Genomic DNA, 18,059 nt, shown 5'->3' with positions numbered 1-18,059 from the left:
CGGCCCGGCCGCGGAGGGACTGCGGTCGGGACGTTCCGGTCTCCCCGCCGGACCCGGGCGCGGGGGGCGCGGTCCGGGGGCGGGGCGGTCGGGCGGGCGGGGCCGGGCGGCCCCGCACAGAGGGAGACTGGGTTCCGGGGAAGCCCATGCACCGCCCGCCCTGGGGCGCGGGCCGGATCCGCGCCCCGGGGGGCGCGGTGCGGACCGCGCGGTCTCAGGTGCGGTCCAGGGCCCCCAGGATGCGGCGGACCGCCTCGGAGGTCCGTGTGGCCGGGGACAGGGGCACCCCCGCCAGCGGCCGGGGCTCCCCCGGCCACCGCATCCACCACCACAGGTCGCCCCGGTGCGGCCGGAGCAGCGCGTGCTGCGGCCCGGCGTGCACGATCCCGTGCACCCCGTCCTCGCGGGCCTCCACCCCGTGCGAGCGCAGTTCCGCGGCCAGCCCGCGCAGCACGAGGTCGATCTCGCCCGGACACCGCATGTCCGGGTCACCCGCCGGTGGGGTATCGACGGTCACTCAGGCCTCCCCTGTGGTCGCCAACGACGTTCTCACTCTGCCCCACCGCCGGGACCGGAAAAGCACGCCTATGCGGATCACGCATGAGCAGTTATGCGTGGCCCTCCCGGGGAAGGCGGCACCCTCCCGGAGAACACCCCCGGAACACAATGAAAGCCGACAGAAGGTTTTTATCGCCCTTATCCCAACAACCCATGCCACAAGGGGCGGAGCGCTCACCTAAGAACGTTAGAACGGGGTTGTGAGAAGCCACGAAAAACCGCGATCCCGGGCTTTACCCGGTACCGCCGGACCGAACACGGCCACCTCCGGCACCGCGAATCCCTAATCTGAACTCCATGTCCCAACTTCCACCGGACCTGTGGTCCCGGCCGCGCATCGCGGCCGCCCTGGCCACCTGCGACATGGCGACCGTCATCGAGGGGGTGCGCACCGCCCGCGGCTGGTCCCAGGGCGACCTGGCGCGCGCCGTCGCCTACTCCCAGAGCTGGGTCTCCCGGGTCGTCAACGGCCAGCAGTCGCTCACCGTCACCCAGGTGCACGACCTGGCCCGGCGTCTGGACATCCCGCTGCACCTGCTGCGCTTCGACGGCACCCTGCCGCTCGACGCCGACGAGGACCCGGCGCCCGCGCCCGCCCCGGCGGCCTCCCGCGCCGCCGACGCCGGCGCCGCCTTCGGCATCCCGCCCGAGGGCGGCCACGCCGCCGTCGACGAGACGACCGCGCCCGCGCTGCGCTCCATCACCGGCGGCCAGCGCCGCATGGACTCCACCTCGCCCGCCCGCGACCTGCTGCCCAGCGCCGTGGCCCACGTGCACCTGGCCGAGCGGATGCTCCTCAAGGCCCGCGGCACCGCCCACCACTCCGCCGTCAGCGCCGCCGCCAGCGAGGCCTCCGGGTTCGCCGCCTGGCTGCACGCCGACCAGGGCGACATGGGGTCGGCCCGCATGCACTACCGCACCGCCGTCATCCGCGCCCGCCAGGCCGGGATGCGCCTGCTCGACGTGTACATGCTCGGCTCCCTGGCCGCCTTCGAGATCGACACCGCGGAGGACCCCGAACTGGGCCTGGGCCTGGTCCAGGAGGCCGAGCACGTCCTGGGCCCCTCCGCGCACCCCACCGCCCGCGCCTGGCTGGCCTGCGTGGGGGCGCTGGCCCACGCCGGCATCGGCGACCGCTCCGCCGCGGCCCACGCCATCGGCCGCGCCGAGAAGGAGATCGCCCGTTCGGGCAACGTCAACCCGCCCTGGCCCTGGGTGTTCGCCTTCGACCAGGCCAAGGTCTCCGGCTACCGCGCCCTGGTGGGGGTGCGCCTGCGGCGCCCGCACGACGCCCGCGACGCCTTCGCCGAGGCGTCCGGCCCCCAGGGGCGGGGCGCCAAGCAGGCCGCGGTGCTCAAGGTCGAACTGGCCGCGGCGCACGCCGAGGCGGGCGACGTCGACGAGGCGTTCCGGCTGGCCGTGGAGGCCCTGGAGACCGGGACCCGGTTCGGCTCGGCCCGGGTCGTGGACCGCGTCCGCTCGTTCAGACGGCGCTACAGAGGGCCGCAGGCCGCGTGTGTCCGAGACCTCGACGACCGCCTCGCGCTGCTCGTGAACGCCGTCCCTGCATCTGGGTACAAAGGCGGCTAAACGAACAGCAGGGAGGGTGACGTGATCCGCATCGGCATCACCGGCCATCGCAACCTGACCCCCGGTGTGGGCGACGCCGTCGCCGCCCTCATCGACTCGCACCTGGAACCCTACGGATGCGACCTGGTGGGCCTCTCCTGTCTGGCCGACGGGGCCGACGCCCTGTTCGCCGCCGCGGTCCTGGACGCCGGGGCCCCGCTGGAGGCGATCGTCCCCGCCCGGGAGTACCGCGACGGGCTCCCCGCCGGACACCACCCGCTCTACGACCGCCTGCTCGCCCAGGCCGTCCTCGTCCACACGCTGCCGCACGTGGAGTCCACGCCCCGGGCGCACCTGGAGGCGGGCCGCCTCCTGGTGGAGCGCTGCGACCAGCTCGTCGCGGTGTGGGACGGCGAGCCCGCCCGCGGCCCCGGCGGCACCGCCGACATCGTCGCCTACGCCCGCTCCCTGCACCGCCCGGTGTCCGTCCTGTGGCCCGAGGGCGCCCGCAGATGAGGGCTGCGGCGGGCGGGCGGGGGCGGGGGCGGCGTCACGGCGCCGCCCGGCTCACTCCCGGCCGGACATGGCCGCGTTGACGTCGGCGGCGCGCAGCACCCCGTGCACCGCGCCGTCGGCGTCCGCCACCAGGTACTCCGGAAGCGGATGGGAGGTCAGGCGCTCCAGCATCTCCTCCCCCTCCAGGTCCAGCGGGAGCACCGAGTGGGCGGTCAGCGCCCGCGCCACCTCCGCCACGGGCACCCACGCCCGCCGCGCGTCGGTGACCTCCGCGGCCAGCCCGGGATGCACCACCGCCGTCGGCGTGCCCTCGGAGTCGGTCACCACCAGGGCCGTCGCCCCGATCACCGCGGCCCGCCGCTCGGCCTCGGCCAGCGGGGTGTCGGCCGGGACCGCCAGCGCCGCCCGCGCCAGGTCGCGGACCCGCAGCCCCGGCACCCGCGAGCGCACCCGCGCGGCCCGCAGGGAGTCGGTGGCCCCCATCCACATGAACCCGCCCAGCACCAGGCCCCAGACCGTGCCCCACGGGTTGAGGGCGCCGGCGGCCCACCCCAGCAGCAGCGGCACCGCCACCACGACCAGGGCCAGCACCCGGCCGCCCCAGGCCGCCGCCACGCTGCCCGCCAGCGGCCGCCCGGTCAGCTTCCACACCGCGGCCCGCACCAGCCGCCCGCCGTCCAGCGGCAGCCCCGGCAGCAGGTTGAACACACCCACCAGCAGGTTGGCAACCCACAGCTGGAACAGCAGCTCGCCCACCACGGAGAACGGGTCCGCCAGCCGGAACAGCCCGTACGCCCCGGCCGCGATCAGCAGGGAGAACAGCGGGCCCGCGAACGCGATCCAGAACTCCCGCCCCGGCGTGGGCGCCTCCTTCTCGATCTCGGAGACCCCGCCCAGCACGTACAGCACGATCCGCCGCACCGGCAGCCCGTACCGCCGGGCCACCACCGAGTGCGCCAGCTCGTGCACCAGCACCGACGCGTACAGCAGCAGCGCGAACACGAACGCCATCGCGTAGGAGAACACCGACGGCAGGGCCAGGCGGTCCTGCACGATCCCGCCGTACACCAGGGTGATGAGGACCGCCACCACCCACCATGACGCGGTGACGTACACGGGGACCCCGAAGGGCCGGCCCAGGAGCAGTCCGTTGGAGCGGTCGCGGGGCGCGGGGCGATCGTTGCCGGTGGTCACGCCCCCAAGGTTACGGGGCCGCGCCGCACCCGGCACGCGGGCCCCGGCACCACAGGGCCTGCGCGCACGGGTGTCGTCTGTCACGCCCTTCTCATAGGCTCACGTGTATGACCACCGTGCTCCTGCCGTCCGCGCTCTCGCCCTCCCGGGCGTCGGACTTCCTCCAGTGCCCGCTGCTCTTCCGGTTCCGCACCATCGACCGGCTCCCGGAGGCACCGAGCGCGGCGGCCCTGCGCGGCACCCTGGTCCACGCCTGCCTGGAGCGCCTGTACGAGCTGCCCGCCGAGACCCGCACCCCCCGCACCGCGGTCGGCCTGGTCGACCCCCAGTGGAACAGGCTCCGGGAGAAGCGCCCCGAGGTGGAGTCGCTGTTCGCCGACGAGGCCGCCCGCGACGCCTGGCTGGAGTCCGCCCGCGACCTGGTCCGCCGCTACTTCGACCTGGAGAACCCCACCGCCCTGGAGCCGCGCGAGCGCGAGATGCGCATCTCGGTGGAGCTGCCCACCGGCCTGCGGCTGCGCGGCTACGTCGACCGCCTCGACGTGGCCCCCGACGGGCGCATCCGCGTCGTCGACTACAAGACCGGCAAGTCCCCCTCCCCGCGCTTCGAGGACAAGGCCAGGTTCCAGATCTTCTTCTACGCGGTGATGATCTGGCGCGACCTGGGCGTGGTCCCCACCCGGCTGCAACTGGTCTACCTGGGCGGGGACGGGGCGATCCGCTGGTACGACCCCACCGAGGACGAGCTGCGCGCCGCCGAGGCCGAGATCTCCGACATCTGGGCCCGGATCGAGGCGGCCGGCCGCGCCGGGGTCTGGGAGCCCAAGAAGAGCAGGCTCTGCGACTGGTGCGAGCACCAGGCCATCTGCCCGGCCTTCGGCGGCACCCCTCCGCCGCTGCCCACCGCCCTGCCCCCGGGGGCCTGACGTCGGGCACCGTCCCCGCGGGGCGCCCCGGATGCGGCACAATCGGCCTGTGCCCGTCTCAGTGCTGCTGGTCGACGACCAGCCCCTCGTCCGCGCCGGCTTCCGGATGATCCTGGAGGCCGCGCCGCACCTGTCGGTGGTCGGCGAGGCCTCCGACGGCCGCGAGGCGGTGGAGGCGGCCCGCAGGCTGCTGCCCGACGTCGTCCTCATGGACGTGCGCATGCCCGGCATGGACGGCGTCGAGGCCACCCGCCGCATCGTCGAGCGCTCGCGCTCCCTGGACCAGGAGGTCCGGGTGCTGGTGCTCACCACCTTCGACCTCGACGAGTACGCGGTGGGCACCCTGCGGGCGGGCGCCCACGGGTTCCTGCTCAAGGACTCCCCGCCCGAGGAGCTGGTCGCGGCGGTGGAGACCGTCGCCTCCGGCGGCGCCGTGGTCTCCCCCCAGGTGCTGGAGCGGCTGCTGGCCCGGTTCGCCCCGCTGCTGCCCGCCCCCGACGGCTCCGGGGACGCGGCCCCCGACCCCCTCACCGACCGCGAGCGCGAGGTGCTGCGGCTGGTCGCGCGCGGCTGGTCCAACTCCGAGATCGCCGCGCATCTGATCGTCGGCGAGACCACCGTCAAGTCGCACGTGGGCCGCATCCTCACCAAGCTCGGCCTGCGCGACCGCGTGCAGGCCGTGGTGCACGCCTACGAGAGCGGACTGGTGCGCCCCGGGGAGCGGGACGGATGACCCCCGATCCGCCCCCGCGGCCCCCGGCGCGTTCAGCCGCACGGGCCCGTCCGGCTTGGGAGGATGATCCGGTGATCGAACTCACCGGTACCCGGTCCCCGGGCGGGCGAACCCGAGCCGACGGGCCCGCGTCCCCTGAAGGGGTCGTGAACACCGGGTCGACCGCCGCGGGGCGGCGGCGGGAAGGGGAGGACGGACATGGGGGACAAGCGGGGCCGCCCGCCGTCGGGTGAGGACCGCATGCTCAGCCGGATGCGCGACTGGCGCGCCCGGCACGAACGCGACCTGGCCCCGGACGAGGAGGAGGACGAGCGCCCCCTCCCCGACGCCCGGGCCATCGACCTGGTGCTGCGGGTCGGCGAGCTGATGCTCGCCAGCGGGGAGGGCACCGAGGCCGTCAGCGAGGCGATGCTCAGCCTCACGGTGGCCTTCAACCTGCCCCGTTCGGAGGTGTCGGTCACCTTCACCACCATCACCCTGTCCACGCACCCGGGCGGCGACCAGCCGCCCATCACCGGCGAGCGCGTGGTGCGCCGCCGCTCCCTGGACTACTTCCGGGTCAACGAGCTCCACACGCTGGTGCAGCAGGCCGCCCTGGGCCTGCTGGAGCTGGAGGACGCCGCCGCCAGGCTGGAGCACATCCGGCGGGCCCGCATGCCCTACCCCAACTGGGTGATCGTGGTCGGGTTCGGGCTGATCGCCTCCAGCGCCAGTGTGATGATGGGCGGCGGCCTCATCGTGGCGACGGTGGCGTTCCTGGCCGCGGTGCTGGGCGACCGCACGTCGGTGTTCCTGGCCCGGCGCGGGGTCGCCGAGTTCTACCAGATGACCGCCGCGGCGATGGTCGCGGCGACCATCGGCGTGGGGCTGCTGTGGGTGAGCCACGAGCTGGAGCTGGGGCTCCAGGCGGGGGCGATCATCACCGGCAACATCATGGCGCTGCTGCCCGGGCGCCCGCTGGTGGCCAGCCTCCAGGACGGGATCAGCGGCAGCTACGTGTCGGCGGCGGCCCGGCTGCTGGAGACGTTCTTCATCCTGGGCGCGATCGTGTCCGGGGTGGGCGCGGTCGCGTACACGGCGGTGCGCCTGGGCGTGTCCATCGACCTGGACGCCCTGCCCTCGGCGGGCACCGCCATGGACCCGCCCGTGCTGCTGGGCGCGGCCGGGATCGCGATCGCGTTCGCGGTGTCGCTGGCGGTGCCGCCCCGGATGCTGGTGACCATCGGCCTGCTGGGCGTGATGATCTGGGTGATCTACGCGGGCATGCGGGCGGTGTTCGAGGTGCCGCCGGTCGTGGGCACCGTCGTGGGCGCGGTGGCCGTGGGGGTGGTGGGCCACTGGCTGGCCCGGCGCACCCGCCGCCCGGTGCTGCCCTACCTGGTGCCGTCGATCGCGCCCCTGCTGCCGGGCAGCCTGCTGTACCGGGGGCTGATCGAGTTCACCCAGGGCACGGCGGTGGCGGGTCTGCTCTCGCTGGTGGAGGCGGTCATGGTCGGCCTGGCGCTGGGCGCCGGGGTGAACCTGGGCGGCGAGCTGGTGCGGGCGTTCCAGCGCGGCGGCCTGGCCGGGGCCGGGATGCGCAGCCGTCCGGCGGCGCGCCGGACCCGGGGCGGCTACGGGTACTGACCCCGCGCGATCCGGTCGAAGGTGATGCGAACCACAGGCGATCCGCGGGTATCTCACCGTGTGAGAGCGGACGACGACACCGACCGCGTGTTTTCGCCCCGAAACGCGACAAGCATGTGATGTGAGCCACTATTCTTGGCGTCAGCTCAATGACGAGTCCCTAGCGAAAGGCCGATCCCATGTGCAGCCACGAACCCGCCTGCCCGTCCTTCGAGGACACCGACCGCGAGGCCGCGCGCGTCGTGTCCAGTCACCCGGAACAGGGCTGGAGCCTGCTCTGCAACGGCGTCGTCCTTTTCGACGACACCGGTGAGCTGCTGCCCGACGGCGCCGTCGTCGCCCCGCACCGCCCCCGCGTCCTGGCCGCCTGACCCGCGAACGCCCGACCACCACCGTCCCCACCGGTCCCCCGACGGGCCGGACGAACCCCGCCCGGGAGCAGAGCCCCCGGGCGGCGGTACGCGCGGACCGCTCCGCGGCCCGCGGCCTCACAGGCGCTCGGGCCAGTCCTCGGGCAGCAGGTCGCGCTCACCGGTGGCCTCCGCCAGCCGGCGCCGCAGGTCCGCGTGCAGGCCCGGCCCCCACACCAGTTCGTCGGGGGTGCGCACCGCCTGGACCAGCGCCTCCCGCAGCCGCGCCGGGTTCGCCTCCCCCTCCAGCGCGGGCAGCGCCGCCAGGGCGTGCATCCGCGTCAGCACCGCGAACAGCTCCGCCGCCAGCGCCGGCGCGCTGGCCGTGGCCACCGCCTCCGTCAGGTAGGGCTCCCACCAGGGCTCCCCGTCCTCCTCGCCCCCGTGGGCGAACCCGCGCCGCAGCCGGGCGCCGACCTCCTCGGCGGTGGCGTCCCCGAGGTCGCGCAGTCCGCCGCGCCACACCCCGGCGGCCCCCTCGGCGTCCCCGCGCAGCGCCAGCAGGCCGGCCAGCAGCTCCACAGCGGCCCCGGCGGTCGGCGGGGCGGCCGGCTCCCCGCCCTCGCCGGGCGGTTCGAGGACCGCGTCCAGGTCGGCGATGGCGTGTTCGAGGTGGGCGGCGGCGCGCAGCAGGCGCAGCTCCGGGTCCTCGGCCGCGGCCAGTCCCCGGTCGGCGGCGCTCAGGGCGGCGCCCGGCGCCCCCCGGCCCAGCAGCCTCCCGGCCAGGTCCCGGGCGGCCTCGGCCACGGTCTCGGTGTGCAGCCGCTCCGCCCGTTCGGGCGGCGGGGCCAGCGCCGCCTCCCAGTGCTCCTCGGCGGCCCCGGGGTCGCCGCGCTCCTCGGCCGCGCGGGCCAGCCCGTAGTGGGCGACGGCGGTGTGCCCGGGACCGCCCAGGTCCAGCAGGCGGCGCCAGACCCGCTCGGCCTCGGCGCCCTCGCCGTCCTGCTCCAGCGACAGCGCCAGGTGGTGGGCGGCGCGGGGCGCGTGCCGGGCGTCGCCCGTGTCCAGGGCCCGGCGGGCGGCGTCGCGCGCGGCGGCGGTGTCGCCGCGGCCGTCCTCGACCACGGCCAGGCCCAGCAGCGCGCGGGCCAGCACGTCCGGGGGCGGGTCGGCGGCGACGGCGCCGCGGTAGAGCTCGGCGGCGCGGTCGAGGTGGCCGTTCTCGGCCAGGTCGCGGGCCTGGTCGCACAGACCGGCCGCCTCCGACGCCGAGGGCGCGGGTCCGGCGGGGGCGTCCCGGGGGTCGACGGCCCGCGGCCGGGGGTCGACGGGGTCGCCGTGGCGTGCGGAGGGTCCGGACGTCGTGGTCATGCTGGGCGCTTTCCGGTGGGGGTCCGCGCGGTGGGACACGCGGGTGTCGCCGCAACTCTAACGCGCGCGACGGCGGCGGGAGAGTGCCGTGGGGGCCGGTGTCGCCCTTCGGGGCGGGTGTGCCCTGTGGGAGCCCGGAAGCCTCACCTTTATGTCGTAGATTTTCCTTATGCCCGAATAAGGGGCTCCGTCCGGATCCGGACGGAGCCCCCTGTGCCCTACCGGGCCGGACTACAGCTCGAAGGCCTCCGGCGGCGGGCAGGAGCACACCAGGTTCCGGTCACCGTAGGCCTGGTCGATGCGGCCCACCGGCGGCCAGTACTTGTCGCGGCGCAGCGACGGCACCGGGTAGGCGGCGTCCGCGCGGGTGTACCCGTGGGTCCACTCGTCGGCCGTGACCTCCTCCGCCGTGTGCGGGGCGTTCTTGAGCGGGTTGTCCTCGGCGTCCCACTCCCCCGCCGCCACCTTGTCGATCTCGCCGCGGATGGCGATCATCGCCTCGATGAACCGCTCCAGCTCCGCCAGGTCCTCGCTCTCGGTGGGCTCCACCATGAGCGTCCCGGCGACCGGGAACGACATCGTCGGGGCGTGGAAGCCGTAGTCCATCAGCCGCTTGGCCACGTCCTCGTTGCTGATGCCGCTCGCCTTCTGCAGCGGACGGATGTCGATGATGCACTCGTGCGCGACCAGGCCGTCCGCACCGGTGTAGAGCACCGGGTAGTACGGCTCCAGGCGCTTGGCCACGTAGTTCGCCGACAGCACGGCGACCTCGGTGGCGGTGCGCAGCCCCTCGCCGCCCATCATCCGCACGTACGCCCAGGAGATCGGCAGGATGCCGGCCGAGCCGAACGGCGCCGCCGACACCGGGCCCACGCCCGTGTGCGGGCCCGCCTCGGGCTGGCCCGGGTGGTTGGGCAGGAACGCCGCCAGGTGCGAGCGGACCGCGACCGGGCCCACGCCCGGGCCGCCGCCGCCGTGCGGGATGCAGAAGGTCTTGTGCAGGTTCAGGTGGCTGACGTCGGCCCCGAACTCACCCGGCTTGGCCCAGCCCACCAGCGCGTTCAGGTTGGCGCCGTCGACGTACACCTGGCCCCCGGCCTCGTGGACCAGGCGGCACACCTCGGTGATGGTGTCCTCGTACACGCCGTGCGTGGACGGGTAGGTCACCATGATCGCGGCCAGCGCGTCGGCGTGCTTCGCGATCTTGGCCTTGAGGTCGTCCACGTCGATGTTGCCGCCCTCGTCGCAGGCCACCACGGCCACGCGCATGCCGGCCATCACCGCGCTGGCGGCGTTGGTGCCGTGCGCGGAGCTGGGGATCAGGCACACGTCGCGGTGGTCGTCGCCGCGCGAACGGTGGTAGCCGCGGATGGCCAGCAGGCCGGCGAACTCGCCCTGGGAGCCGGCGTTGGGCTGCAGGGACACCGCGTCGTAGCCGGTGATCTCGGCCAGCCAGGACTCCAGGTCGCGGATGAGCGCCACCGAGCCGGCCGCCTGGTCCAGCGGGGCCAGCGGGTGCAGGCCCGCGAACTCCGGCCAGGTGACCGACTCCATCTCGGTGGTGGCGTTGAGCTTCATGGTGCACGAGCCCAGCGGGATCATCGTGCGGTCCAGGGCCAGGTCGCGGTCCGACAGCCTGCGCATGTAGCGCAGCAGCGAGGTCTCGCTGCGGTGGGTGTTGAACACCGGGTGGTCGAGGTAGTCCACCCCGCGCGCCAGGTCCCCGGGCACGCGGTCGGCGTCCCCGTCCACGGCCACGGCGGCCTTGGGGCCGTGCCCCGCCCCGCCGAACGCCTCGGCCAGCGCGGCCAGGTCGGCGACGGTCGTGGTCTCGTCGACGCTGACGCCGACGGTCGAGGCGTCCACGCGCAGCAGGTTGAACCCGGCGGCCAGGGCGCTCTCCACGACCCGGTCGGCGCTGGGCACCCGCACCCGCAGGGTGTCGAAGAACGCGGCGTGGACCACCTCGAAGCCGCGCTCGGCCAGGGCGTCGGCCAGCGCCGCGGTGCGGGTGTGCACCTGGCGGGCGATCGCGCGCAGGCCGTGGGGGCCGTGGTAGACGGCGTACATCCCGGCCATGACGGCCAGCAGCACCTGCGCGGTGCAGATGTTGCTGGTGGCCTTCTCGCGGCGGATGTGCTGCTCGCGGGTCTGCAGGGCCAGACGGTAGGCCGGGCGGCCCGCGGTGTCCACCGAGACGCCGACCAGGCGGCCCGGGATCTGGCGGCGCAGCTTCTCGGCGACCGACATGTAGCCGGCGTGCGGGCCGCCGAAACCGAGGGGGACGCCGAAGCGCTGGGTGGAGCCGACGGCGATGTCCGCGCCCAGGGAGCCGGGGCTGCGCAGCAGGGTCAGCGCGAGGATGTCGGCGGCGACCACGGCCAGGGCGCCGCGCTCGTGGGCGGCGGCGATGACCGCGCCCGGGTCGCGCACCGCACCGCTGGAGGCCGGGTACTGGACCAGGACGCCGAAGGCGTCGCCCTCGGGCAGGCCCCGGGAGAGGTCGGCGACGACGACCTCGATGCCCAGCGGCTCGGCGCGGGTGCGCAGCACCTGGAGGGTCTGCGGGAAGACGTCGGAGTCGACGACGAAGACGTCGGCCCTGCTCTTGGAGGCGCGGCGGGCCAGGGTCATGGCCTCGGCGGCGGCGGTGGCCTCGTCCAGCAGGGAGGCGCCGGTGACGGGCAGGCCGGTGAGGTCGGAGACCATGGTCTGGAAGTTGATGAGGGCCTCGAGGCGGCCCTGGGAGATCTCCGGCTGGTAGGGCGTGTACGCCGTGTACCAGGCCGGGTTCTCCATGATGTTGCGCAGGATCACCGGCGGGGTGAAGGTGCCGTAGTAGCCCTGGCCGATGAGGGGCTTGACGACGGTGTTGCGGTCGGCGAGCGCGCGCAGCTCCGCGAGGGTCTCGGCCTCGCCGATGGCCTCGGGCAGGTCCAGATCCGCGCTGTGTCCGGGGGCGCTGAGGATGGACGCGGGGACGGCGGCGGCCATGAGCTCGGCGGTGGAGCCGTAGCCGACCGTCTTGAGCATCTCCTCGACGGCGCCGGGCGCGGGTCCGACGTGGCGGTCGGCGAACACCCGGGCGGGCGCGCCGGGGACGTTCACGGGCTGGTCGGACACGGAGACCTCCTGGTGACAGGGCCGATGCGGATCGGCGGTGTTCCTCACGGTCTCCCCCTCTGTCACCGGGCACGGCGGCGCCCAGGCTTCAGAGCGGCCTTCTCCGCACGGTCCGTGGTGCCTGAGAGGTTACTGGGGAGTATTGCCCCGTCGGCGCCCCTGGGTCAGGGGTCTCTCCCGCGCGGTATCGACAGCCTGCTGACGCTGTGTTCACTTGTACGGACAGGGCGAATGTCGGTTTTCATCCCTGTTGTGGTTACGACCGTACTCGATCACATCGCCACAGGCCGAGTCCCCCCGCGCGTTCCGCGCGCCTCACGCGCCCGGGCGCGACGAGGGCCCGTGCGGCCGTCCCTCCGCACGGACCCTCCACCGTCCTCTCTCGGACGGTCCCCGGCGGGGCCTTCGCGCGGCCCCGCACTCCTCTCTCGGACAGTCGCGCCGCCCCCGCCGCTCCCCCACCCCCGGAACACACCGTGTCCCGCATCACACCCCGACCCGGGTCGCCGTCGCCCCCGGCGAGGACTCCCCTCCGCGCCCACACCGCACCACAACCCCCGCCCGCCCCAGCGGCTCCACCCGCACCACCCCCACCGCCACCCCCGGCCCTGGGCAACGTCACCCCAGAAGAGGGCTCCCACCCGCATCCACACGGCACCACGGTCCCCGCCCGCCCCAGCGGCCCCGTCCGCATCGCCGGCACCGCCACCTCGGGCCCGGTGGTCCCGGGCCCCTCCCGGTGGCCGTCACGTGTGCCGGGGCGCGCGACCGCCTTCGACCCGGGGGTGGAAAAAGGGGGAGCCCGTGCGGCCGTCCCTCCGCACGGGCTCCTTCTCCCATCCCTCTCGGACAGGGTTCGAGGAGGGCTTCGCACGGCCGTCCTCCGCACGAAGCCCTCGACTCTCACTCTTTCATCCCTCTCGGACGATCCGCAGCCACACCGCCGTGTCGGACGGCAACCGATCGCCCTCCAGGGGCCCGCCGGCCACCAGCACCCCCCGGTGCGCGGGCAGGTCCGCCGGGTCCCCGCCCAGGTTGACGACACAGGCCACGTCGCCGCGGGCGAACGCCAGCACCTCCTCGGGCGCCTCCAGCCAGCGCATCCCCGGGCCGTCGGCGGGCGGGGCGCCCAGGGCGGGTTCGGCCCGGCGCACCGCCAGCGCCCGGCGGTACAGGTGCAGCATGCCGTCGGGGTCGGCGGCCTGGGCCGCGGCGGTGCGCGCGGCCCAGCCCGCGGGCTGCGGCAGCCACGGATCGGCCGCGCCCGGCGGCCCGAACCCGAACGGCGGCCCCTCCCCCGACCACGGCAGCGGCACCCGGCAGCCGTCCCGCCCCCGGTCCGCGCCGCCCGAGCGGACGAACACCGGGTCGTCGATCAGCTCCTCCGGGACGTCCACCTCTTCCAGCCCCAGCTCCTCGCCCTGGTAGACGTACACCCCGCCGGGCAGCGCCATCGCGAGCAGCGCCGCCGCCCGCGCCCGCCGGGTGCCCAGCTCCAGGTCCACGGGCTCGCCGTGGCGGCGGTCCGCGAACGAGAACCCGGTGTCCCCCGCCCGCCCGTACCGCGTGACGTGCCGGGTCACATCGTGGTTGGACAGCACCCACGTGGCGGGCGCCCCCACCGGGGCGTGCGCGGCCAGGGTCCGGTCGATGACCGACCGCAGCGCCTTGGGCTCCCAGGGGCAGCTGAGGAAGTCGAAGTTGAACGCGCTGTGCAGCTCGTCGGCCCGCAGGTACCGGGCGAACCGCTCCGGGTCGGGCAGCCACATCTCGCCCACGAACACCCGGTCGGGCCCGTAGGACTCGGCGATCCGCCGCCACCGCCGGAACACCTCGTGCACCCCGTCGCGGTCGGAGAACGCGCTCTCGTCCCCCTCCGGGGCGTCGGGCAGCCCCGGGTCCTTGACCATCCCGTCGGCCACGTCGATGCGGAACCCGTCCACCCCCCGGTCGAACCAGAACCGCAGGATCGCGTCGAACTCCTCGCGCACCCGCGGGTTCTCCCAGTTCAGGTCGGGCTGCTGCGCCGAGTACAGGTGCAGGTACCACTCCCCCGGGCTCCCGTCGGCCTCGGTGACCCGGGACCAGGCGGGGCCGCCGAACCGGGACCGCCAGTTGTTGGGCGGCAGCCCCCCGTCCGCGCCCCGGCCGGGCCGGAACCAGAACAGCGAGCGCTCGGCCGAGCCCGGCCCGGCCGCCAGCGCCTCCCGGAACCACACGTGCTCGCTGGAGCAGTGGTTGGGCACGATGTCGATGATCACCCGGATGCCGCGCTCGTGGGCGGCGGCGATGAGCCGGTCGGCCAGGTCCAGGTCGCCGTAGACGGGCGCGATGTCGGTGTAGTCGGCCACGTCGTACCCGCCGTCGGCGAGCGGCGACGGGTACCACGGGCTCATCCACAGCGCGTCGACCCCCAGCTCCGCCAGGTGGTCGATCTCCCGCAGCACCCCGGCGAGGTCGCCGACGCCGTCGCCGTCGCCGTCGGCGAAGCTGCGCGGGTAGATCTGGTAGATGGCGGCGCCGCGCCACCAGTCCGGGTCGTGGTGTCCGGTCACGTTGCGGTGTCCTTGTCGTCGGAGGGGGCGGGAGGGACGGTCATCCCTTGAGCGCGCCGGCGGAGAGCCCGGCGATCACCTGGCGCTGGAACACCAGGAACAGGGCGAGCACCGGCAGGCTGGAGACGACCATCCCGGCGATGAGCAGGTTGAGCGGCATCTCGGTGGAGATCCGCGCCAGGTGGACGGTGATGGTCTGCACCAGCGGGTCCTGGAGCACCACCAGCGGCCAGACGAAGTCCTTCCAGGCGGCGACGATCGCCAGGATCGACACCACCGCCAGGATCGGCCGCGACAGCGGCAGCACGATCCGCAGCATGATCTGGGCGGGTCCGGCCCCGTCCAGCCGGGCGGCCTCCACCAGTTCGGCGGGGACGCGGTCGAAGAACTGCTTGAGCACGAACACGTTGAACGCGTTGGCGGCCATCGGCAGCCACACCGCCCAGGGCGTGTTGAGCAGGTTGACCCCGATCAGCGGTACGTCCGCGACGGTGAGGTAGGTGGGGACGAGCAGCGCGGCGGCCGGGAGCATGAGGGTCGCCAGCATCATCCCCAGCACGGCGTTGCCCAGCACGGGGCGCAGCCGCGACAGCGAGTAGGCGGCCGGCACGGCCACCCCCAGCTGGAACAGCCAGGCACCGCCCACCACCACGAACGTGTTCCACAGGTACCGGCCCAGGTCCAGAGTCTCCCAGGCGAGGGGGTAGGTTTCGGGCCGCCACTCCTGCGGCAGCAGGGTGGGCGGGGTGCGGACCAGTTCGGCGGGGGGCTTGAGGGAGCCGCTCACCGCCAGCAGCATCGGCCCCAGGAACACCACGGTGAACAGGACGATCACCAGGAGCAGGACCACCCGGTAGCCGATCCTGCCCCGGGGGCTGTTGAGGGTGAGCGGGGAGACGAGGGTGCGCTCCCCGGTGCGCGCGGGCGGGCCGCCGCGGGCCCGCCGGGGCCGGGTCGGGATCATGGCTCTCCTTCGAGGGGCGGGTCAGCGGGCGCGGGTGGCCCACAGGTACAGGGCGGAGAACACGGCCAGGACCGCGAAGAGCATGAGGCTCAGGGCCGCGGCCGCGCCGAAGTCGCCGAAGGTGAAGGCGTAGCGGTAGATGAGCAGCAGGACCGTGGTGGTGGCCCCCTCGGGTCCGCCGCCGGTGAGGATGTAGGGCTCGACGAACACCTGCATGGTCGCCACGACCTGGAGCAGCAGGAGCACGAGGATCACGAACCGCATGTGCGGGATGGTCACCGACCACACCCGCTGGAGCAGCCCGGCCCCGTCGAGTTCGGCCGCCTCGTACAGCTCGCCGGGGACGGCCTGGAGTCCGGCCAGGTAGATGAGGGTGGCGGTGCCCAGGTTGGCCCAGGTGGAGACGATGACGAGCGAGATCATCGCGGTGTCGGCGGAGTTGGTCCACTCCAGCCCGGGCAGGCCCACCGCGCGCAGCGCCCCGTTGAGCAGGCCGGGGCCGGGGTCGTAGAACCACTTCCACAGCAGCGCCGACACGATCGGAGGCAGCATCACCGGCAGGTAGACGACCAGCCGCAGGTACCCGCGGGCGTGCCTGAGCTCGTTGAGGACGAGCGCCAGCACGAACGGCAGCGCGAAGCCGAAGACCAGGGCCAGCAGGGTGAACCGCGCGGTGTTGGCCCAGGCGGTGGCGAACAGCGGGTCCTCGGCGAGGGTCCGGAAGTTCTCCAGCCCCACCCACACCGGGTCGGCGACGAAGTTGACCCGCTGGAAGGCCAGCGCGACGCCCCGGGTGACCGGATACCAGGAGAAGACGGCGAAGCAGAGGATCGCGGCGGACAGGAAGGCGTAGGCGACGGCGTTCTCTGCGACGCGGCGGCGCAGTGCCCCGGCCGGCCGGCGGGGGGCGCGGGCCGGGGCGGGCGGTGCCGGCGGCGGCGCGGGAACGGTCGCGGTGCCGGTTTCGGGCATGGCGGGCTCCGTGGGGACGGGGCGGCGGCCCGGGGTGCGGGCCGCCGCCGGGGGCGGGGGCGTCACTCCAGGACGGCGTCGATCTCGTCGCTCGCGGTGGCGAGCAGCTCGTCGATGTCGGCGTCCTCGCGGGTCAGCACCGCCTGCATGGCCGTGTCGAGGATCGCGTAGACCTGCTGGGCCTGCGGGGGCTCGACGAAGCCGGGGATGTCGGGCTGGGCGTCCACGAAGCTCTGGTAGTTGTCCAGCGGGACGTTGGCATTGGCCTCCTTCAGGGCCAGCTGCTCCTCGCGGGTGCCGCCGACCCAGATGTCGGGCGTGGGCGCCATCGGCAGGCCGACCGGGGAGCCCAGTTCGAGGGCGTCGTCGATCATCTCCTGGAACCGGTCGGGCTCCAGGAACTTCCACTGGAGCCAGGTCAGGCCCGCCTCGATCTGCTCCGGGGTGAGCCCGGCCCTGAACATGTAGCCCTCGCCGCCGATCAGCGTGCCCTGCTGCTCGGGCATGGGGGCCAGGCCGTAGTCGTCGTAGTCGCCCTCGAAGTTGTCGACGATGGGCTTGAGGTTGTCGGGCGCGCCGATGTACATCCCCAGGGTCCCCGCGCCCATCATGCGCTGGAGGTCCTCGAACTCCAGCATCTGCCGGTCGCCCATGGAGCCGTCCTCCCAGCGCATGGCGTGGAGGGTCTCCAGGATCTCCCGGCCCTGGGCGCCGTCGACGTTCGCGGTCATGGTGCCGCGGTCGACGGTCTCGGCGCCCAGGGAGTTCATCCAGGCGTTGAAGTGCCAGCCGCCCTGGTTGTTGGTGCTCAGCTCGGCGAAGCCGACGTAGTCCTCGCCCAGGTCGCTGATGGCGTCGGCGGCCTCGCGGACCTCCTCCCAGGTGGTGGGCGGGGAGTCGGGGTCCAGTCCGGCCTCCTCGAACAGGGTCCGGTTGTAGACCAGGCCCATCGAGTAGTTGGCGGTGGGCAGCCCGTACAGGCGGCCCTCCTCGTCGCGGAACACGTCGAGCAGCCCGGGCTGGATCCGGTCGGTGATGCCCAGGGCCTCGGCCTGCTCGGTGATGTCGGAGACCTGGCCGCGCTCGATGAGCGCGGCGGGGTCGGTGAAGTAGACGTAGAAGACGTCCTCCAGCTGCCCTCCGGCGAGCTTGGTCTGGAACGTCGCGGGGTCCATGAACCCCTCGCGGGGGTCGATGCGGATGTCCTCGTGGAGGGAGTGGAACTCCTCCACGTCGTCGTCGAAGATCGCCCGCTCGACCGGCTTGGTCCGCTCCGGCTGGCCGTTGACGACGATCGTGACGGTGCCGTCGGCGGCCGGGGCGTCGGAGCCGCAGGCGGTGACGCCCACCGCCAGGGCGACGGCGGCGGCCGCGAGTGCGGTGCGCCGGGGAACTGCGACACGGTGTGTGCCCATAACCTGCTCGTTCCTTTCCGGCTCCTCCCCCGGGGAAGCCATGTGGTGGTGCCGGAACGATAAAACAGCCGGACACACTTCTGCAAGAAATGAACATGAGCCTGCAAATCAGCTACACAGCCTGGAAATACAGGCATAATGCGAACTGGATCACACAGGGGAGCCGGGCGAACCCGCCTAACGAAGG

General features: G+C 74.2%; 14 protein-coding genes and 1 riboswitch. Of the genes, 6 read left to right on the top strand and 8 right to left on the bottom strand.

Annotated features, from left to right (window positions below; translation table 11 throughout):
• Nucleotides 1-214: 214 nt before the first annotated feature.
• Nucleotides 215-517, bottom strand: coding sequence for a hypothetical protein (locus tag ACFVNO_RS05945; protein ID WP_370634555.1), 303 nt, complete (start codon nucleotides 515-517; stop codon nucleotides 215-217).
• A 377-nt stretch (nucleotides 518-894) separates the two neighbouring features.
• Between ACFVNO_RS05945 and ACFVNO_RS05940 the strand changes: the two genes are divergently transcribed.
• Nucleotides 895-2,148, top strand: a complete 1,254-nt coding sequence (locus ACFVNO_RS05940; protein WP_355256006.1) for a helix-turn-helix transcriptional regulator — start codon at nucleotides 895-897, stop codon at nucleotides 2,146-2,148.
• A 21-nt stretch (nucleotides 2,149-2,169) separates the two neighbouring features.
• The gene (locus ACFVNO_RS05935) at nucleotides 2,170-2,643 is read left to right on the top strand and encodes a hypothetical protein (protein WP_355255186.1); all 474 of its coding nucleotides are present in this window, start codon (nucleotides 2,170-2,172) and stop codon (nucleotides 2,641-2,643) included.
• Nucleotides 2,644-2,694: 51 nt separating this feature from the next.
• Here the strand turns inward: ACFVNO_RS05935 and ACFVNO_RS05930 are convergent, their stop codons facing one another.
• A complete protein-coding gene (locus ACFVNO_RS05930; protein WP_378889997.1) occupies nucleotides 2,695-3,789 on the bottom strand; it encodes a site-2 protease family protein in 1,095 nt (364 codons plus the stop codon).
• A 155-nt stretch (nucleotides 3,790-3,944) separates the two neighbouring features.
• Here ACFVNO_RS05930 and ACFVNO_RS05925 point away from each other — a divergent pair, with 155 nt between their 5' ends.
• The 4 genes from ACFVNO_RS05925 (at nucleotide 3,945) to ACFVNO_RS05910 (ending at nucleotide 7,493) form a co-directional block, all read left to right on the top strand.
• Entirely contained in the window at nucleotides 3,945-4,763 is an 819-nt protein-coding gene (locus ACFVNO_RS05925; RefSeq protein WP_355255189.1) for a RecB family exonuclease, read from the top strand.
• Between the two features lie 49 nt (nucleotides 4,764-4,812).
• Nucleotides 4,813-5,496, top strand: a complete 684-nt coding sequence (locus tag ACFVNO_RS05920; protein WP_355255192.1) for a response regulator transcription factor — start codon at nucleotides 4,813-4,815, stop codon at nucleotides 5,494-5,496.
• Between the two features lie 198 nt (nucleotides 5,497-5,694).
• On the top strand, nucleotides 5,695-7,122 hold the full coding sequence (locus tag ACFVNO_RS05915; protein WP_355255195.1) for a threonine/serine exporter family protein: 1,428 nt from the start codon (nucleotides 5,695-5,697) through the stop codon (nucleotides 7,120-7,122).
• Nucleotides 7,123-7,301: 179 nt separating this feature from the next.
• Nucleotides 7,302-7,493, top strand: coding sequence for a DUF5999 family protein (locus ACFVNO_RS05910; protein WP_220562139.1), 192 nt, complete (start codon nucleotides 7,302-7,304; stop codon nucleotides 7,491-7,493).
• A 117-nt stretch (nucleotides 7,494-7,610) separates the two neighbouring features.
• On the opposite strand, the gene ACFVNO_RS05905 is transcribed toward ACFVNO_RS05910, so the two are convergent.
• From ACFVNO_RS05905 to ACFVNO_RS05880, 6 genes are all read right to left on the bottom strand, one after another.
• Nucleotides 7,611-8,843: a tetratricopeptide repeat protein gene (locus ACFVNO_RS05905; protein WP_378889757.1), complete on the bottom strand. Its 1,233-nt coding sequence runs from the start codon at nucleotides 8,841-8,843 to the stop codon at nucleotides 7,611-7,613.
• A 231-nt stretch (nucleotides 8,844-9,074) separates the two neighbouring features.
• Entirely contained in the window at nucleotides 9,075-11,951 is a 2,877-nt protein-coding gene (gene gcvP / locus ACFVNO_RS05900; RefSeq protein WP_378889994.1) for an aminomethyl-transferring glycine dehydrogenase, read from the bottom strand.
• Between the two features lie 113 nt (nucleotides 11,952-12,064).
• Nucleotides 12,065-12,156: riboswitch (glycine riboswitch) on the bottom strand.
• Between the two features lie 721 nt (nucleotides 12,157-12,877).
• Entirely contained in the window at nucleotides 12,878-14,521 is a 1,644-nt protein-coding gene (locus ACFVNO_RS05895; protein WP_378889754.1) for an alpha-amylase family glycosyl hydrolase, read from the bottom strand.
• Between the two features lie 40 nt (nucleotides 14,522-14,561).
• Nucleotides 14,562-15,485, bottom strand: coding sequence for a carbohydrate ABC transporter permease (locus tag ACFVNO_RS05890; RefSeq protein ID WP_355255207.1), 924 nt, complete (start codon nucleotides 15,483-15,485; stop codon nucleotides 14,562-14,564).
• A gap of 21 nt (nucleotides 15,486-15,506) precedes the next feature.
• The gene (locus ACFVNO_RS05885) at nucleotides 15,507-16,457 is read right to left on the bottom strand and encodes a carbohydrate ABC transporter permease (protein ID WP_378889751.1); all 951 of its coding nucleotides are present in this window, start codon (nucleotides 16,455-16,457) and stop codon (nucleotides 15,507-15,509) included.
• Nucleotides 16,458-16,519: 62 nt separating this feature from the next.
• Nucleotides 16,520-17,872, bottom strand: a complete 1,353-nt coding sequence (locus ACFVNO_RS05880; protein ID WP_355255213.1) for an extracellular solute-binding protein — start codon at nucleotides 17,870-17,872, stop codon at nucleotides 16,520-16,522.
• Nucleotides 17,873-18,059 lie beyond the last annotated feature (187 nt).

The sequence above is a fragment of the Nocardiopsis sp. NPDC057823 genome (assembly GCF_042797335.1).
GTDB classification, from domain to species: Bacteria; Actinomycetota; Actinomycetes; order Streptosporangiales; family Streptosporangiaceae; genus Nocardiopsis; species Nocardiopsis changdeensis.
Note: the sequence above shows the minus strand (reverse complement) of the source record. Positions and strands in the feature narration are given on the sequence as shown.